The following is a 15,012-nucleotide window of genomic DNA, read 5'->3' as shown; positions in this document are numbered from 1 at the left end:
GTCAACAAGTCTTGTAAAACTGCCCTCGGGCAAATCTTCTCAGGAACCAATGTAGTCGGTTTGTCCTTGCCCGCAACTCGGGATCGCGGGGAAATCACCTGCAAGTGAGGTCACCGCATCAAAACCCGACCTGATAAGCCCCCCATAGCAGGATAAAGCCACTGACTACGCTCAGCAAACCGGCCAGCCGCCGCGCCTGCTCGGGCAGTGACCGCAATGCCTCTAACATGCGCTCAATAAGCGAAGGGGCCAGCGCATAGGCCAGCCCCTCGACAATCAATACCAGCCCGAAAGCCAGAAGGATCAGCCCCATTATTCGGAGGCCGCAGCAGCCGGAGCTTGCCGTCCGGTTGGCGAACCGAGGTAGTTGAAGAACTCGGAATCCGGGCTCAGAACCAACGAGCTATTGCCGCCCTGCAACGCGTTCTCATACGCGGTCAGCGAACGGTAGAACTCAAAGAACTCCGGGTCCGCGCCATAGGCTTCCGCAAAGATCGCGTTACGTTCGGCGTCCGCTACACCACGGGTGATTTCGGCCTCACGACGTGCATCTGAAACCAGTTCGACCACCGTCCGGTCAGCTTGCGCACGCACACGCTGGGCCGCCTCGTTACCGCGGGCACGTTCGTCTGTTGCTTCACGCTCCCGCTCGGCCTTCATGCGATCGAAGGTCGCCTCAAGGTTGGCCTGTGGCAAGTCGGTCGCCTTCAATCGCACGTCGATTACAGTCACGCCCAGCGCCTGTGCTTCGGCAATCGCGCTGTTTCGGATGCGCAACATCAGTGCTGCACGGTCCGAGCTCAGGATATCACGGGACGATACCGAACCCAGCACTTCGCGGGTTTCGGCCCGCAAAATACGATCCAGGCGATCCTCGGCAACCGGAATACCGCCGACACCAACGGCCTGACGGAACTGGTTCAGATCGGAAATCCGATAACGTGCGAATGCATCAACAACCAGACGCCGATCGTCCAGAGGGGTCACCTCAAGGGGCTGTACGTCAATTGACAGGATACGGTCGTCATAGCGGACAACTTCTTGAATCACCGGGATTTTGAACGCCAGACCGGGATCTTCCTTGACCGCGACAACACGACCAAATTGCAAGACCAGCGCACGTTCACGTTCATCCACGATAAAGATCGAAGACAGGCCAACGACGCCAAGGATCACGACAAGAATGAGAATAATGGGTGATTTACGCATCAGTTGCTCTCCCCGGCAGGGCTACGACGCAGCTCGTTCAGCGGCAGATAGGGCACGACACCCTGCCCTTGCCCGGTTGAGTTCTGGTCCAGAATGATTTTGTCAACGTCACCCAGAATCTGCTCCATACGCTCCAGATACAGACGCTTCCGCGTCACATCGGGTGCTTTGGAGTATTCTTCCAGAACTGCGCTAAAGCGGCTGGCTTCACCCCGCGCACTGTTGATCTGTTGGGCGCGATATCCTTCCGCCTCTTCCAGAACCTGCGCAGCTTCGCCGCGCGCTTCTGCCAATACCTTGTTCGCATAGGCATCGGCTACGTTCTGCAACCGGTCCCGTTCCTGCGCAGCAGCCTGAACGTCGCGGAAGGCGGCGATCACGTCCTGCGGCGGGTCGGCTTTGTCAAAGTTGACGCGGACAATGTTGATCCCTGAATCATAACTGTCCATCGTGGATTGGATAAGTTCCTGCAAGCGATCCGCGATAACACCACGATCCCGGTTCAGAATCGGTGCCAGTTCGCTTTGCGCAATAATCTCTCGCATCGCTGATTCCGACACGGCGCGGATCGTTTGGACCGGATCACGCAGGTTGAACAGAAACTTTGCAGGGTCGTTGATGTTCCAGACGACCTGATAGTCGATATCAACCACGTTTTCATCGCCCGTCAGCATCAGACCATCGTCGCTGCTGCGCGCGCCGCCCATATCTTCGTTCTGTTCGCGGGTGACCGGGATGACTTCGGCGGTTACGAAAGGCCACGGCGCAAAGTTTAGACCCGGATTTCCGACGGCCGAGAATTCGCCGAGGAACAACTCAACCGACTGTTCTTCGGGCTTGACCGTGTAAAAACTGGCCGCCCCCCACAATACCGCCGCGACGACGACACCAATAAGAACCGTACCTTTTGTGAAGATGGGGCCACCGCCGCCAGAGCCCTGACCGTTGCCACCTCGGCCTGAACCGCCGCGGCCGCCCATAAGGACGCGCAGCTGTTCCTGGCCTTTCTTCATCAGCTCATCAATCTCGGGGATCTGCGGACCATCGCCTTCGGGGGGCTTGCGCCCATCACCGTTGTCACCCCGATTTCCTCCGCCGCCCGAGGAGCCTCCGCCCCCCCAGGGGCCGCCGCTATTGCCCGCCATATGTATCTATTCCCTTGTGTTGGACCGTGTGATCACGGGTTCCCTTGTAACTTGTGTGCGCGCGGTTGCAAATCAAGCAGTGCGCACAGGTTGCCGCATTGTTACCAATTCCTCTGCCATCACCGGATGAACGGCAACCGTGCGGTCGAAATCTTCCTTGGTTGCGCCCATTTTTACGGCAATGCCAGCCAGCTGGATCATCTCACCCGCGCCCGGCGCGACGATGTGGCAGCCCAGAACCTTACGGGTCGCCTGGCTGACGATCAGCTTCATCAGCACACGCTGCGTTCCACCGGCAAAGGCTTTTTGCATTGGTTTGAATGATGTCGCGTAAACCTCAATCGGTTCCTGTGCCGCGCCTTCTTCTTCGCTCAGACCTACCGTTCCGAATTCCGGCTGCGTAAAGATCGCGGTCGGGATTAGTTCATGATCCACTGGAGTCGGGTTGCCTTTGAACACGGTTTCGACAAAGGCCATCCCCTCGCGGATCGCGACGGGTGTCAGGTTCACGCGGTCAGTCACGTCGCCGATGGCATAGATCGAGGGTACGCCAGTCTGGCTGTACTCATCCACCACGATCTCACCTTTGCGGCCACGTTCCACGCCCAGCGCCTCGAGGCCCAGATTATCCGCATTCGGGGCACGCCCGGTGGCGTACATAACCACGTCGAACTGATCCTCGGTGCCATCGGTGGCCTTGACGCGGATCTTGTCGCCTTCTTTGGTCATTTCCAGCACATTGGTGCCCAAACGAACATCGATGCCGTTCTGGCGCATCTCTTCACAGATCAGGCCACGCGCCTCTTCGTCGAAGCCACGCAAGATTTGTGCACCGCGATAGAATTGAGTGGTCTTGACGCCCATCCCGTTCATTATCCCTGCAAACTCGCTGGCGATGTAGCCGCCGCCGACGATCAGAATGCTTTGGGGCAGTTTTTCAAGGTGAAAGATTTCGTTCGACGTGATCGCCAGGTCCGATCCCGGAAACTCCGGTACGACCGGACGACCGCCTGTGGCGATCAGGATGTGCTTGGCTGTCTTGCGTGTCCCATCCGCCAATTCGACCGTATGTGGATCCACAACGGTCGCGCGCTGGTTAAAACTTTCGACACCGTTGTTCTTCAGGATATTGCGGTAGATGCCTTCAAGCCGGTCCAGTTCAGTCACCAGCTTGCCGTGAAAAGTATCCCAGTTCAAAGCACCGGCCTGAATGTCCCAGCCATAGGCTTGCGCATCACCGACCATGCCAGAAAACTCGCTGGCGAAGACCATCAGTTTCTTGGGCACACAGCCCCGGATGACACAGGTGCCGCCGTAACGGTCTTCTTCGGCCAGCCCCACCTTGGCACCGTTCTCACCAGCTGCCACACGTGCGGCCCGGACCCCACCTGAGCCTCCGCCGATAACGAACAGATCATAGTCAAAGCTCATTTGTCCTGCCTCTTCCAAATTTCCGCAAGCGCCCGCAGGCCTTGCATGGGGTGTACTCTATCTCGCGCTGCTGTCCAGAGTGATCGCCGGGGCTCCGGCCTCTTCGATTTCTCGAACTTGCGCAGGGAACCGCTGCAGCGTTGTGAACAAACGGCCAGATATGGTTGCATTTGTTTTATTCAACGGCGGCCTCCGCGTCTTGGATTGGTCAAACCAAGTGCCAAATTGTACGTTTCCCAAATCGTTCGCGGTCACGACTTCTCTCAAAACAATGTAGCGTCCGAATAAAACGAGTGAAGTACAGCGATCTGTGTCTGTTCCGCTTAATCCGCCAGATCCGAGAACAAGTTCTCGCCTGCCTCCACCGACTGATCAAGTTCGATCGTTCCATCGTTGATATCACGCAGCTCGACCCGACCATCGCCGTGGCCGATCACAACTTTGTCACAGATGTCGATGAACAAACCATTCTCGACCACACCCGGAACCTGATTAAGCACTAGCGCCAGTTGCCTGGCATTTCCGATGCGCTGAAGGTGGAGGTCCAGAATGTGATTGCCCTCATCCGTGACAAACGGTGCCTCTCCGTTCATGCGCAGCGCGGCAGAAGTGCCCAGAACGTCCATCGTATCCAGCGCCTCTTGGATCAGCGTTCGCGTAGTCTGCCAGCCAAAAGGGATAACCTCGACCGGCAACGGGAATGCGCCCAGTGTTTCGACCTCTTTCCCGGCATCAGCAATGACGATCATCTGATCGCTTGCCGTGGCAACGATCTTTTCCTGCAGATGCGCGCCGCCCCCACCTTTGATCAGGTTCAGATCGCCGTCGAATTCATCCGCGCCGTCGATGGTCAGATCCAGCCAGCCAGCCTGATCCAGCGAGACAACCTCGATCCCCAACTCACGGGCCAGTTGCGCGGTGCGGGTTGAGGTCGGAACAGCCTTGATCCGCAAACCTTCCTGCTGCACCCGCTCTCCCAGACGGCGGACCATCCAGGCGGCCGTTGATCCGGTGCCCAGCCCAACGCGCATCCCGTCCTGAACCATGTCAGCGGCCCGTCGCGCCGCGGCATATTTGGCTTTGTCTATGGGTGACAAATCTCCGGTCATTGTTGCATTCCCCCTTGGTATTGCGGAATTTATAGGGAATGTCCGACGCAACTGCGAGCGCCAATTCGCCGATCCAACAGGCCAACTTGTCGCGAAACTACGCGTTTCCGATTGGAAACGTCGCAATCGAGACGTTCGACATCCCTGCTGGTGTATACATACAGCCCATGAACGCGCCCTACAGATTGCACTTTGCCCCCGACAATGCCTCTCTGGTGATCAGACTGGTGCTGGAAGAGATGGGCCTGCCTTATGAGACGGCTTTGGTGGATCGTCGGCAAAACGCACAGGATGGCGCGGCTTACAGAGGGTTGAATCCGAACGGTCTGATCCCGGTTCTTGAAACGCCACAAGGCCCGATCTTTGAAACAGCTGCCATCCTTTTGTGGCTGGCAGATACGCATGCGCAACTGGCTCCCGCCACTGACAACCCGGATCGGGCTGCGTTCCTGAAATGGCTCTTTTTCGCATCGAACACTTTACATGCCGATCTGCGCATCCTGTTCTATGCCGAAAAATACATCGACACGGCACAGGCCGAAACTTTGCGCAACGGTATCCGCCCGCGCCTGCGCCAACATCTTCGGGTTCTGGATGACGTTGCTAAAACTGCGCCCAGCTGGTTGCACGCCGATCAGCCCTCGGTCCTTACATACTACCTTGCCTGCCAGATGCGGTGGATGTCCCTTTACCCGGCGCGCGCTGATCGCAGTTGGTATCAATTGGCGGATACGCCTTACCTGCAATCCATTCTGATGCGCCTGGAAAGCCGTCCCGCATCCCGGGCTGCCATCGCGGCCGAGGGGTTGGGGGTTACCCCCTTCACCAGTCCATCTTATGCTCACCCTCCAGAAGGCTCTGCTACCTGATATGTTCTTGTCTGTTTTTGATATGTTCAAAGTGGGCATCGGCCCGTCCTCGTCACACACAATGGGGCCGATGGTTGCCGCCGCACGGTTTCTGGACCTGATGCGCGCCTCGCCGTTTGAATTCGCCGGTCTTCGCGGATCGCTGCACGGATCGCTGGCCTTTACTGGCGTAGGTCACGCAACCGACCGGGCCACGATCCTTGGGCTGGCCGGGTTTGTTCCCGACACGTACGACAACGACAAGGCCGAGGCCGCGCTGGCTGCTATTGCTGAAACGCACTCTGTCACGCCCGAGGGGTTGCCGACCCTGCAATTCGATCCAAAGGCCGATCTGATCTTTGACTACGACCACAACCTGCCCGGCCATGCCAATGGGATGATCCTGATGGCCACCGATGCGCAGGGCGACGTGATCCTGCGGCAGGTCTATTATTCCGTAGGCGGCGGTTTTGTCCTGACCGAGGAAGAACTGGCCGAAGGCAAAGCCACCAATGACGGCCCTGCCGTGCCTTTCCCGTTCCACTCGGCGGCCGAAATGCTTGAGATGGCAAACGCTAGCGGCAAAAGCATCGCCCAGATGAAGCGCGAGAATGAAATCGCGCGTGGCTGTGCGGACAGTTTCGCCAAAGGCACCGCCCGGCTTTGGGAAGTCATGAACAACTGTATCGAACGTGGACTGAAGACGGATGGCATTCTGCCCGGCGGCCTGAAAGTGCGCCGCCGCGCCAAGGGCATCCACGACGCGTTGTTGGCCGAACGGGGTATGAACCTGAACGCGCCGCACACCATCAACGACTGGATGAGCGTCTACGCGATGGCGATAAACGAAGAAAACGCGGCTGGCGGGCAAGTCGTCACCGCCCCCACCAATGGGGCAGCTGGTACGATGCCTGCCGTACTGCGCTATTACCTCGACCACGTTCCGGGTGCCTCGGAAAGCCATATCGAGGATTTCCTCCTTACGGCAGCGGCCATTGGCGGGCTGGTCAAATACAACGCCTCGATCTCGGGTGCAGAAGCCGGTTGTCAGGCTGAAGTTGGAAGCGCCTCGGCAATGGCTGCAGCGGGCCTCTGCGCCGTGATGGGTGGTACGCCCGAGCAGGTCGAAAACGCCGCCGAAATTGCATTGGAGCATCATCTGGGCATGACCTGCGACCCGGTCGCTGGTCTGGTGCAAGTTCCTTGCATCGAACGCAACGGGTTGGCGGCCATCAAAGCCGTCTCGGCTGCTTCACTTGCGCTGCGCGGTGATGGGAAACACTTCGTACCGCTGGATTCAGTGATCGAAACCATGCGCCAGACTGGGCATGATATGCATGAGAAGTACAAGGAAACGTCTCTGGGCGGGTTGGCGGTGAACGTGCCAAACTGCTGACAGTGACAGCAATGGAGGTCAACGATGCAAGGACATTGCCTGTGCGGCACCATCCAGTATGAGGTTGATCCTCCGGTCCTGTCCTGCGTGAGCTGCCATTGCGATAGTTGCCGCAGGCAATGTGCGGCCCCGATGACGACCTATTTTGGCGTGCGCGACGGGCAATGGCGCTGGACTGGCGAGTCTCCGAAAACCTTTAATTCCTCGCCCGGTGTCGAGCGCAGCTTTTGTCCCAATTGCGGCACGCCGATCTCGTTTCGATCCCAAGCCATGTCGGACGTGCTGCATCTGTATGTCGCCACATTAGAGGATCCCGACCAATTGCAGCCCACACTGCACGTGGCCCATGAAGAACGGCTGGATTGGCTGAAACTGGACGACGACTTGCCCGTCTGCATCGGACCCGACTACACAAAGGTGCAGCCGATTTCATAGACGCTTTCAACCGGGTGTCAAAACCCGTAGCGTCGCCGCATGACCCAGGATCGTCCCGTCTTTGGCATCTTCTTGATGCTGTGTTTTTGCGTGCTTGCACCGATGGGCGATTCCATCGCCAAGCTGCTGGGCGAGACGACACCGGTCGGCGTTCTGGTGTTTATTCGCTTTGCCGTTCAGGCGTTGATCCTGATACCTTTGGTGGCCCTGACCAGGCGGCACTGGCGCATGCGTGGACGTCTTGTGTGGCTGGCGTTCATCCGAACGGTTCTGCACATCGTCGCTATCGCGGCAATGTTCAGCGCACTGCAATACTTGCCGCTGGCGGACGCAGTCGCCATCGCCTTTGTCATGCCCTTCATCATGTTGTTGCTGGGCAAGTACGTGCTAGGTGAAGAGGTCGGTATGCGCCGCCTGATCGCCTGTGTTGTCGGGTTCTTGGGCACTTTGCTGGTCATCCAGCCCAGCTTTGTTCAGGTCGGTGCCGCCGCTCTGTTACCCTTGGTCGTTGCGATTGTCTTTTCCCTTTTCATGTTGGTGACACGACAGATTGCCAAGGAAACCGACCCAATAGCCTTGCAGGCCGTATCCGGAGTGATGGCGACGGTTCTGCTGCTGCCGGTTCTGGCGCTGGGAACACTCGGCAATATTTGGGAGCTGTCCTTCATTGTTCCCGAGCGCGAAAGCCACCTGCTGCTGATCGGGATCGGGATCCTGGGCACAGTCGCGCATCTATTCATGACGTGGTCGTTGCGCTATGCGCCGTCCGCCACGCTGGCCCCCATGCAGTATCTTGAGATCCCGGTGGCCACGTTCTTTGGCTGGTTGATCTTCCATGACCTTCCGGATGGCATGGCCGCTGTCGGCATCGGCATCACCGTCGCCGCGGGCCTATATGTCATTCTGCGCGAGCGGGCCAGCGCCCGGTCTGCCCCGACAGAAACGCCTGCATAACCTGATCCAGCGCATATCTCGGCACCATCAGCAGCAATCCCGGTGCATCCACCGTCAGCTCAACATCTGCCAGCGCGCGGTTGGATGTGCCTACTTGCCCGCCGGGTTCCATAACCAAATCGTCGATGGCCCATTCAAGGCCTTTGCTGGCGCCGGTGACCCGTTGGAACGGAAACAATGAAACGACATCGCCGGGCGTGATACTGAGGGAAATCTGCGGCGGCGCGTGAAAGACGACCTCGGTCTCGCCCAACAGGACACAGGGGCGATCCTGTCTCTGAACCAACGTGTTAAGAACAGCAAGCTGATGGTCCAACCTCCCGCCCAGGAACCCGGCCCCCAACACGACAGGCGCGTCGATACTGCGCAGAGCCTTGTCAAAATCCGTGCTGTTTTGTTCACGTATAGGATACAACCGCTCCACTGGAATTTGGTCTTTGTGCCGGCTGTCCAGCGAATCGAAATCGCCAATCACGGCATCCGGAATGCGACCCGATTCTACCAATGGGGCGGCTCCCCCATCGGCCGCCACGACCGTATTGGCGCGAATCAGCATCACCTCCAGGTCGTCAGGGCCGATTTCCCCGCCTCCGACCAGTGCAATTGGCTCAAATGACCGTACAATTGGGCGTTTTTTACTTAGATTGATCATTTTTCCCGGATTTGGACACATTGAGACCACAAAATGATAGGTTCATGCAGAGAGTTCCGAGCCAATAGGTGTGCCTGCATAAGGTGGTTGGCTCTCGTAGTTTGTAGAGGACGTGCGTCTGATGGTACAGAACAACAAGGTATTGACCGTTTCTTATGGAACCTTCTCCTGCACTTTGGAAGGATTCGACGATTCATTCGAAACGATGAAGGCAATCGCAGAGTACTTCCGTGATCTTTCCGCCGATGATCGGTATTTTGGTTCTGAACCCCCACAGCCTGACGCAGAAATGCTGACCCGGATCGCACAGCGTGACGCTGCAAAACATGTAGAAGCCAGCCAGAGCGATTCCGGCCTGTTGCTGCGCGCGACCCAGCAGGCTGCAAAGCCAACCCCTGCTGTGGTTCCAACCGCTGCACAAGCAGACCCCCAAGTGATGAGCCCCAGCGCCACCCCCCCTGCACAAGGGGCCGAGTCGTTCTTTGCTGATGCCGAGCCGGTTGAAAGCGCACCTGCCCCGGCCGCGGACAGCATTGCCGCGAAACTGCAGCGCATCCGCGCCGTCGTTTCGCATTCCGAAGAAAACTCGGTGATTTATACTGAAGACGAGGACACAAGCCTGGGTAATCAGCCAGCAGCCCCCATGGATGCGGTCGCCGCCGCGTTTGAGATGGGTTCGCTCGATTCATCGGACCTTGCCGAAACGGACAAGCCCGAAGCAGCTGTTGAACCCATGGCACCGGCCTTTGAGGCGGAAGAAATTGAGGATACCCCTGCCGCGGCAGAGCCAGTGGCAGAAGCCGAAGCAACGGAAGAACCGGTAGAACCCGTGCAGCCATTCTCGATGCAGCAGGACGCCGACTACGAACACGAGGAAGAGGCGCCCACGCCCTCGGCGCTGTTCACCGATCTTGAGGAAACGGCTGAAACCGATGAGCCCGGCAATATCCTGAGCGAAGAGATCGAAGAGGATCAGATCGACGATGCCGCAGAGACCCAAGAGGGTTATCTGACCGCCGAGGATGAGGCCAATGTTCTAAGCGAGATCTCGAAGGTTGAGGCCGCAATGGACGGTCAATCCCCGAACGATACCGCCCTGGATCAGGATTTGTCCCGCCTGATGGACAAGGCCGACAGCCAGATGGATGACCCGGCGACCAGCACGCAGCGCGAAACCTATTCGCATCTGCGCACCGCAGTCGCCGCAACCGAAGCGGAGCGCGAGGACCGGCCCCAGCAAGAAGAGTCCGAGGAAAGCGGATATCGCGGCGATCTGACCTCGGTCGTCAGCCCGCGCCGCCCCGAGATTCAGGTCACCAGCATGCGCCCGCAGTCGGACACCTCGTCGCCGCTGAAACTGGTTGCGGAACAGCGTGTCGACGCAAGGGAACAGGATGCCGGTCCGGTGACCCCGCGCCGCGTTACGTCCAAATCAGAAGACGAAGCAGGCGATTCCAACGAAGAAGGTGGTTTTGCCCTGTTTGCACAGGAACAAGGCGCACAATCGCTGCCCGACCTGTTGGAGGCTGCCGCCGCTTACCTGTCGTTCATCGAAGGTCAGGAACAATTCTCGCGCCCGCAGCTGATGAATAAGATCCGCTCGCTCAAGCAGGACGACTTCAACCGCGAAGAAAGCTTGCGCTCGTTCGGTCAATTGCTTCGGGACGGCAAGATCGAAAAAGCCGGTGGAGGTCGCTTCGCTGCATCAACGCAAATCGGGTTCCGTCCTGATGATGAGCGCGCCGCAGGCTGAACTTAAATAATCAAAAGAAAAAGGGACCGATGCAATCATCGGCCCCTTTTTTTTCGGGAAAAGAAGCGCCCTCTCAGTCTTGCGACTGATCCGGGTCTGCTTGCCCAACGCCTTTGAACACGAACTTGAAGGGCAAGGCCCACACGATGCCCAGACCGACATAGACCAGTAACTCAAGCCAGATCGGCGGGCGATCAAGCCAGTTCACAACTGTTACCACCGCCACGATATAGAGCGGCAATCCAATGAGCAAAAGCGCCAGAGACCAGCGGCGACGCGCCTTATAGCTGAGGCCTTGTTTCTGTTTCTCGGCCATCAGTCTGCAAACGGGTCTGTCACCAGTATGGTGTCATCCCGCTCCGGGCTGGTGGACAAAAGGGCGACGGGGCAATCGATCAGCTCTTCGACCCGGCGCACGTATTTGATTGCATTGGCCGGCAGATCCGCCCAGCTGCGCGCGCCTTCGGTGGATTCGCTCCAACCCGGCACCTCTTCGTAAATCGGCTTGCAGCGCCCCTGTTGGTCGGCGGCGGTCGGAAGATAGTCCAGACGTTCGCCATCCAATTCATAGCCAACGCAGATTTTCAGGGTTTCGAATCCGTCCAAAACGTCCAGCTTGGTCAACGAGATACCGTTCACACCGCTGGTCGCGCATGTTTGGCGCACCAGGCAGGCATCGAACCAACCACAACGACGTTTGCGGCCTGTGGTCGTCCCGAACTCGTGCCCGCGCTCACCAAGGCGCTGACCATCATCGTCTTCCAGCTCTGTCGGGAACGGACCCTCGCCCACACGGGTTGTGTAAGCCTTGACGATGCCCAGAACGAAGTCGATGGAGCCCGGACCGATACCCACACCTGTCGCAGCCTGCCCGGCAATAACGTTTGACGAAGTCACGAACGGGTAGGTTCCGAAGTCAATATCCAACAAAGCGCCTTGTGCACCTTCGAACAGGATGCGTTTGCCAGCCTTGCGCTTTTCGTTCAGCACTTTCCAGACAGGGGCCGCGAAGGGCAGAATTTGCTGTGCAATCTCTTTCAGCTGAGCGATCAGGGCATCACGATCAACTGGCTCGATCCCCAACCCTTTACGCAGCGGGTCATGATGCTGCAACGCACGGTCGACACGTGCTTCAAGCGTCGCCTCATCCGCCAAATCAGCGACACGGACAGAGCGACGACCAACCTTGTCTTCGTAGGCCGGGCCGATGCCCCGCCCGGTTGTCCCGATCTTGGTGCCTTTGCTCGCTGCCTCTTCCCGCGCACGATCCAACTCGCCATGGATCGGCAAAATCAAAGGTGTGTTTTCGGCAATCATCAGCGTCTCAGGCGAGATTTCAACGCCCTGCGCCCGAATGGTTCCGATCTCTTTGATCAGATGCCAAGGATCCAATACGACGCCGTTGCCTATGACACTCAGCTTGCCGCCACGCACAACACCCGACGGCAACGCGTGCAGCTTGTAGACCTCTCCGTCGATGACCAGCGTATGACCGGCGTTATGGCCACCCTGAAAACGCGCAATCACGTCTGCCCGCTCACTGAGCCAGTCGACGATCTTGCCTTTTCCTTCGTCACCCCACTGGGCGCCGACAACAACCACATTGGCCATATCCGGTCCTTTTGCGCTGAGTTATCAAACTCGGCTCGTATAGCGGGGGGAAAGCGACAGGGAAACCGGTAATTCGACGCATGCAAAGATCGTGCTGCGCACGATGCCTCTGGCGGGGATATTTCTGGCCAGATGAAGAAACGGATCCCCTGCTTCATCTGGCCAGAAATATCCCGGGGGAGTCGCCCGGCATGGGTGGCGGGGGCAGAGCCCCCTATCCCTTGGTCAGTCGCACAGGCTGTCCGTGGGGCGTTGTCAGATAGGCCTCTTCCCACTTGTCGCGCAATTGGCTGATATCATCTGGGGCTGCGGACCCCTGCTCGGCCAACAGCACCTCGAGCGTTTCCAGCCACGCGGTAAAATAATCGTCCCCGCCATTCAGTTCACGATCCAAACCGTTCCGTTTCAAAGTGGCTGAGATGCGCGCAGCCCAATCCGGCCAATCGAACAGTCCGGCCTCGTTCAGTGCGACCGTCACAGCAAAGACCTGCGCGTGCCACGGCTCTGCAAAAACCGGCTCAGGGGATGTATGCGTTATGCATCCACTCATGCGGGTTCCAGATAGCTTTGCCAGAGATCCAGAACCACTTCATCCTGCGGGTGTTCAGGGCTCGCCCAAAGTTCGGATGCAGAGAAGACCACGGCGTACAGCGGCTCAGGGGCATCGCCCAATTTATGGGCACTTGAGTCCGGCAACACATGCGTTCCATGCACCAAAAGGACGCGACCCTTCGCCCCGGTGGCGTACATAGGCAAGCGGGTATGCCCGCCATCGACGAGGCGATTGGCGGACTGACGAGCGGTCACAACCTCTTGCCCCGGTTTGAATTCTACCGGCACGTTCGAGGGCCGATCCGCAGGACCACCACTGGCCAGCACACCAGCAACCGCTTCGGCCTTCATCTTACGGCCCGCCAGCGGGTGTTCTTCTTTGTCTGCCTCGGCACGTAGGTCTTCTTCGGTCAGCACGCCGCTTTCGACAAGCAGGTCCGTCAGGGCTGAAATCCATTTCTCATAATAAGAAAATCGCGTGTAATCCTTTGGTGAGAGCCTCTCGCGTGCGTGACGTGAGATATCAATGTTCCATTGCCCCAGCGATCCAGCAGCCAGCGTGATTGCCAATGCCCGCGCATGCCAGTCTTCAGCAAAAACCGGGGCATCATCGGGTTCAGGACGCACAGCTCCATCGCCGAACCGCCCTCCCATGTCGTGTGCTCTGGTCATGACGACACCTTAGGCAGGCCGGTTCCGATCATGCTGTCGCGGGTGACAAGCGCCGCCAATTCATCTTCCCCTAGGCCGTCCGTGTCTTCTGGCCGCATCGGAAGCACAAGGTACCGCACCTCGGCCGTCGAATCCCAAACGCGAACCGAGGACGTCTTGGGCAGGGTCACCCCGAACTCAGCCAGAACCTTGCGCGGCTCACGCACAGCCCGCGCCCGGTAGGCATCGGATTTGTACCAACCCGGCGGAATACCAAGCAGCGGCCACGGGTAACAACTGCACAGGGTGCACACGACCATGTTGTGCTGCTCGGGCGTGTTTGCGACGACAACCATATGTTCGCCCTGACGCCCGTAATAACCCAGATCGGCGACAACCGACGTGGCATCTTTCAGCAACGCGGCTTTAAAGTCCGGGTCGGTCCAGGCTTTGGCAACAACCCGCGCGCCGTTCTGCGGGCCGATCTTATTCTGATAGGTATCAATAATTTCATCTAGCGCCGCCGGATCGATCAGCCCCTTGCGAGTCAGAATCGTTTCCAGCGCCTTTACCCGCAGCGCAGGATCAGGGGGCAAAAGGGTGTGCGGGTGGTCGTGATCATCATGTGGCATGGCCGCAGCCTGCGCGAGGTGCGGCCATGCTGTCCAGTCCCTTTGCCGTGATCTGAAACATCACCGTTCTTGATGCCAACTCCTCCCTTGCCCCCGCTGGAAAACTTGCATAAGTACCACGCGATACACGCCACGCTGTACAGGAACACCATGGAAAACGTCGTTCTCATTATCCACCTCCTCTTGGCTCTGGGCCTGATCGCCGTCGTTCTGATGCAGCGGTCCGAAGGCGGTGGCCTTGGCATGGGCGGCGGTGGCGGCGGTGCAATGGCTGGTCGCTCGGCGGCAACCGCTTTGGGCAAGGTGACGTGGATCCTGGCCGCTTGTTTCATCGTGACATCAATCACGCTGACAATTTTGGCTGCACAGAAATCCTCGGGCAGTTCGGTGATCGACCGTTTGGGCGTTCCGGCCCCGGCACCGACCGAGGAAAGCACACCTGCGGTTCCGTCGGCTGACGATCTGCTGCCTCCGGCAGATGGCGACAACGCGCCGCTGATCCCACAAGCCAACTGATCCACAAAACCTAGAAACCTGAAAGAGAACTGCAACAGCATCTTGCGGTTCTCTTGCGCTATTGGCGCGAATCCTTTATATGTGAAGTCCCGTGGTGCAGCGGTTTTTCGGAACCGTC

At 58.4% G+C, this 15,012-nt stretch carries 17 protein-coding genes; 6 read left to right on the top strand and 11 right to left on the bottom strand.

Translation table 11 applies throughout. The features are described from left to right. Positions 1–118: 118 nt before the first annotated feature. From AC2FIS_RS00925 to rpiA, 5 genes are all read right to left on the bottom strand, one after another. Positions 119–313, bottom strand: coding sequence for a DUF2065 domain-containing protein (locus tag AC2FIS_RS00925; RefSeq protein ID WP_113788722.1), 195 nt, complete (start codon positions 311–313; stop codon positions 119–121). Then, on the bottom strand, positions 313–1,209 hold the full coding sequence (gene hflC, locus AC2FIS_RS00920; RefSeq protein WP_282118761.1) for a protease modulator HflC: 897 nt from the start codon (positions 1,207–1,209) through the stop codon (positions 313–315). Before hflC ends, AC2FIS_RS00925 begins: the two co-directional genes overlap by 1 nt. After that, positions 1,209–2,354 carry an FtsH protease activity modulator HflK gene (gene hflK, locus AC2FIS_RS00915; protein WP_113788724.1) on the bottom strand — a complete coding sequence of 382 codons (1,146 nt, stop codon included), beginning with the start codon at positions 2,352–2,354 and terminating at the stop codon, positions 1,209–1,211. Before hflK ends, hflC begins: the two co-directional genes overlap by 1 nt. Positions 2,355–2,426: 72 nt before the next feature. Then, positions 2,427–3,785: a glutathione-disulfide reductase gene (gor, locus tag AC2FIS_RS00910; protein WP_496771641.1), complete on the bottom strand. Its 1,359-nt coding sequence runs from the start codon at positions 3,783–3,785 to the stop codon at positions 2,427–2,429. A gap of 323 nt (positions 3,786–4,108) precedes the next feature. Beyond that, a complete protein-coding gene (rpiA, locus tag AC2FIS_RS00905; protein ID WP_496771640.1) occupies positions 4,109–4,894 on the bottom strand; it encodes a ribose-5-phosphate isomerase RpiA in 786 nt (261 codons plus the stop codon). Positions 4,895–5,061: 167 nt separating this feature from the next. On the opposite strand from rpiA, the gene AC2FIS_RS00900 reads away from it, so the two are divergent. The 4 genes from AC2FIS_RS00900 to AC2FIS_RS00885 are packed head-to-tail and all read left to right on the top strand — an operon-like array spanning position 5,062 to position 8,527. Further along, entirely contained in the window at positions 5,062–5,763 is a 702-nt protein-coding gene (locus tag AC2FIS_RS00900) for a glutathione S-transferase family protein (protein WP_496772097.1), read from the top strand. A gap of 1 nt (position 5,764) precedes the next feature. Continuing rightward, on the top strand, positions 5,765–7,138 hold the full coding sequence (locus AC2FIS_RS00895) for an L-serine ammonia-lyase (protein WP_058274837.1): 1,374 nt from the start codon (positions 5,765–5,767) through the stop codon (positions 7,136–7,138). A gap of 24 nt (positions 7,139–7,162) precedes the next feature. Then, the gene (locus AC2FIS_RS00890; protein ID WP_496771639.1) at positions 7,163–7,573 is read left to right on the top strand and encodes a GFA family protein; all 411 of its coding nucleotides are present in this window, start codon (positions 7,163–7,165) and stop codon (positions 7,571–7,573) included. A gap of 39 nt (positions 7,574–7,612) precedes the next feature. Beyond that, positions 7,613–8,527, top strand: a complete 915-nt coding sequence (locus tag AC2FIS_RS00885; protein ID WP_496771638.1) for a DMT family transporter — start codon at positions 7,613–7,615, stop codon at positions 8,525–8,527. Here the strand turns inward: AC2FIS_RS00885 and AC2FIS_RS00880 are convergent. Beyond that, positions 8,472–9,179 carry a thiamine diphosphokinase gene (locus tag AC2FIS_RS00880; protein WP_496771637.1) on the bottom strand — a complete coding sequence of 236 codons (708 nt, stop codon included), beginning with the start codon at positions 9,177–9,179 and terminating at the stop codon, positions 8,472–8,474. The genes AC2FIS_RS00885 and AC2FIS_RS00880 overlap by 56 nt on opposite strands. A gap of 121 nt (positions 9,180–9,300) precedes the next feature. Between AC2FIS_RS00880 and AC2FIS_RS00875 the strand changes: the two genes are divergently transcribed. Continuing rightward, on the top strand, positions 9,301–10,932 hold the full coding sequence (locus AC2FIS_RS00875; protein ID WP_496771636.1) for a hypothetical protein: 1,632 nt from the start codon (positions 9,301–9,303) through the stop codon (positions 10,930–10,932). A gap of 73 nt (positions 10,933–11,005) precedes the next feature. Here AC2FIS_RS00875 and AC2FIS_RS00870 read toward each other — a convergent pair whose 3' ends face one another. The 5 genes from AC2FIS_RS00870 to nthA all read right to left on the bottom strand — a co-directional run bounded on the left by AC2FIS_RS00870 (position 11,006) and on the right by nthA (position 14,378). After that, positions 11,006–11,248: a DUF2842 domain-containing protein gene (locus AC2FIS_RS00870; RefSeq protein ID WP_108858957.1), complete on the bottom strand. Its 243-nt coding sequence runs from the start codon at positions 11,246–11,248 to the stop codon at positions 11,006–11,008. Next, positions 11,248–12,543, bottom strand: coding sequence for an adenylosuccinate synthase (locus tag AC2FIS_RS00865; protein WP_496771635.1), 1,296 nt, complete (start codon positions 12,541–12,543; stop codon positions 11,248–11,250). The genes AC2FIS_RS00870 and AC2FIS_RS00865 overlap by 1 nt, the downstream gene beginning before the upstream one ends. Positions 12,544–12,757: 214 nt before the next feature. Beyond that, positions 12,758–13,093 (bottom strand): nitrile hydratase accessory protein, encoded by a 336-nt coding sequence (locus tag AC2FIS_RS00860; protein ID WP_496771634.1) that lies wholly within the window; start codon positions 13,091–13,093, stop codon positions 12,758–12,760. Further along, positions 13,090–13,767, bottom strand: coding sequence for a nitrile hydratase subunit beta (nthB, locus tag AC2FIS_RS00855; RefSeq protein ID WP_496771633.1), 678 nt, complete (start codon positions 13,765–13,767; stop codon positions 13,090–13,092). The genes AC2FIS_RS00860 and nthB overlap by 4 nt, the downstream gene beginning before the upstream one ends. After that, positions 13,764–14,378 carry a nitrile hydratase subunit alpha gene (gene nthA / locus AC2FIS_RS00850; protein ID WP_496771632.1) on the bottom strand — a complete coding sequence of 205 codons (615 nt, stop codon included), beginning with the start codon at positions 14,376–14,378 and terminating at the stop codon, positions 13,764–13,766. Before nthA ends, nthB begins: the two co-directional genes overlap by 4 nt. Before the next feature lie 150 nt (positions 14,379–14,528). Here nthA and secG point away from each other — a divergent pair, with 150 nt between their 5' ends. Beyond that, a complete protein-coding gene (secG, locus tag AC2FIS_RS00845; protein ID WP_113788737.1) occupies positions 14,529–14,894 on the top strand; it encodes a preprotein translocase subunit SecG in 366 nt (121 codons plus the stop codon). Positions 14,895–15,012: the final 118 nt, after the last annotated feature.

The sequence above is a fragment of the Ruegeria sp. CDSB113 genome, assembly GCF_059611045.1.
The sequence above is the reverse complement of the archived record's forward strand: the minus strand, read 5'-3'. Positions and strand labels throughout refer to the sequence as shown.

What these genes read in the sequence shown, in the direction of transcription:
- hflK (WP_113788724.1), bottom strand. Translation starts at nt 2,354, where the DNA reads ATGGCGGGCAATAGCGGCGGCCCCTGGGGGGGCGGAGGCTCCTCGGGC.
- AC2FIS_RS00900 (WP_496772097.1), top strand. Translation starts at nt 5,062, where the DNA reads ATGAACGCGCCCTACAGATTGCACTTTGCCCCCGACAATGCCTCTCTG.
- AC2FIS_RS00895 (WP_058274837.1), top strand. Translation starts at nt 5,765, where the DNA reads ATGTTCTTGTCTGTTTTTGATATGTTCAAAGTGGGCATCGGCCCGTCC.
- AC2FIS_RS00880 (WP_496771637.1), bottom strand. Translation starts at nt 9,179, where the DNA reads ATGATCAATCTAAGTAAAAAACGCCCAATTGTACGGTCATTTGAGCCA.
- AC2FIS_RS00885 (WP_496771638.1), top strand. Translation starts at nt 7,613, where the DNA reads ATGACCCAGGATCGTCCCGTCTTTGGCATCTTCTTGATGCTGTGTTTT.
- AC2FIS_RS00925 (WP_113788722.1), bottom strand. Translation starts at nt 313, where the DNA reads ATGGGGCTGATCCTTCTGGCTTTCGGGCTGGTATTGATTGTCGAGGGG.
- rpiA (WP_496771640.1), bottom strand. Translation starts at nt 4,894, where the DNA reads ATGACCGGAGATTTGTCACCCATAGACAAAGCCAAATATGCCGCGGCG.
- gor (WP_496771641.1), bottom strand. Translation starts at nt 3,785, where the DNA reads ATGAGCTTTGACTATGATCTGTTCGTTATCGGCGGAGGCTCAGGTGGG.
- nthB (WP_496771633.1), bottom strand. Translation starts at nt 13,767, where the DNA reads ATGACCAGAGCACACGACATGGGAGGGCGGTTCGGCGATGGAGCTGTG.
- AC2FIS_RS00890 (WP_496771639.1), top strand. Translation starts at nt 7,163, where the DNA reads ATGCAAGGACATTGCCTGTGCGGCACCATCCAGTATGAGGTTGATCCT.
- hflC (WP_282118761.1), bottom strand. Translation starts at nt 1,209, where the DNA reads ATGCGTAAATCACCCATTATTCTCATTCTTGTCGTGATCCTTGGCGTC.
- AC2FIS_RS00865 (WP_496771635.1), bottom strand. Translation starts at nt 12,543, where the DNA reads ATGGCCAATGTGGTTGTTGTCGGCGCCCAGTGGGGTGACGAAGGAAAA.
- AC2FIS_RS00875 (WP_496771636.1), top strand. Translation starts at nt 9,301, where the DNA reads ATGGTACAGAACAACAAGGTATTGACCGTTTCTTATGGAACCTTCTCC.
- AC2FIS_RS00860 (WP_496771634.1), bottom strand. Translation starts at nt 13,093, where the DNA reads ATGAGTGGATGCATAACGCATACATCCCCTGAGCCGGTTTTTGCAGAG.
- secG (WP_113788737.1), top strand. Translation starts at nt 14,529, where the DNA reads ATGGAAAACGTCGTTCTCATTATCCACCTCCTCTTGGCTCTGGGCCTG.
- nthA (WP_496771632.1), bottom strand. Translation starts at nt 14,378, where the DNA reads ATGCCACATGATGATCACGACCACCCGCACACCCTTTTGCCCCCTGAT.
- AC2FIS_RS00870 (WP_108858957.1), bottom strand. Translation starts at nt 11,248, where the DNA reads ATGGCCGAGAAACAGAAACAAGGCCTCAGCTATAAGGCGCGTCGCCGC.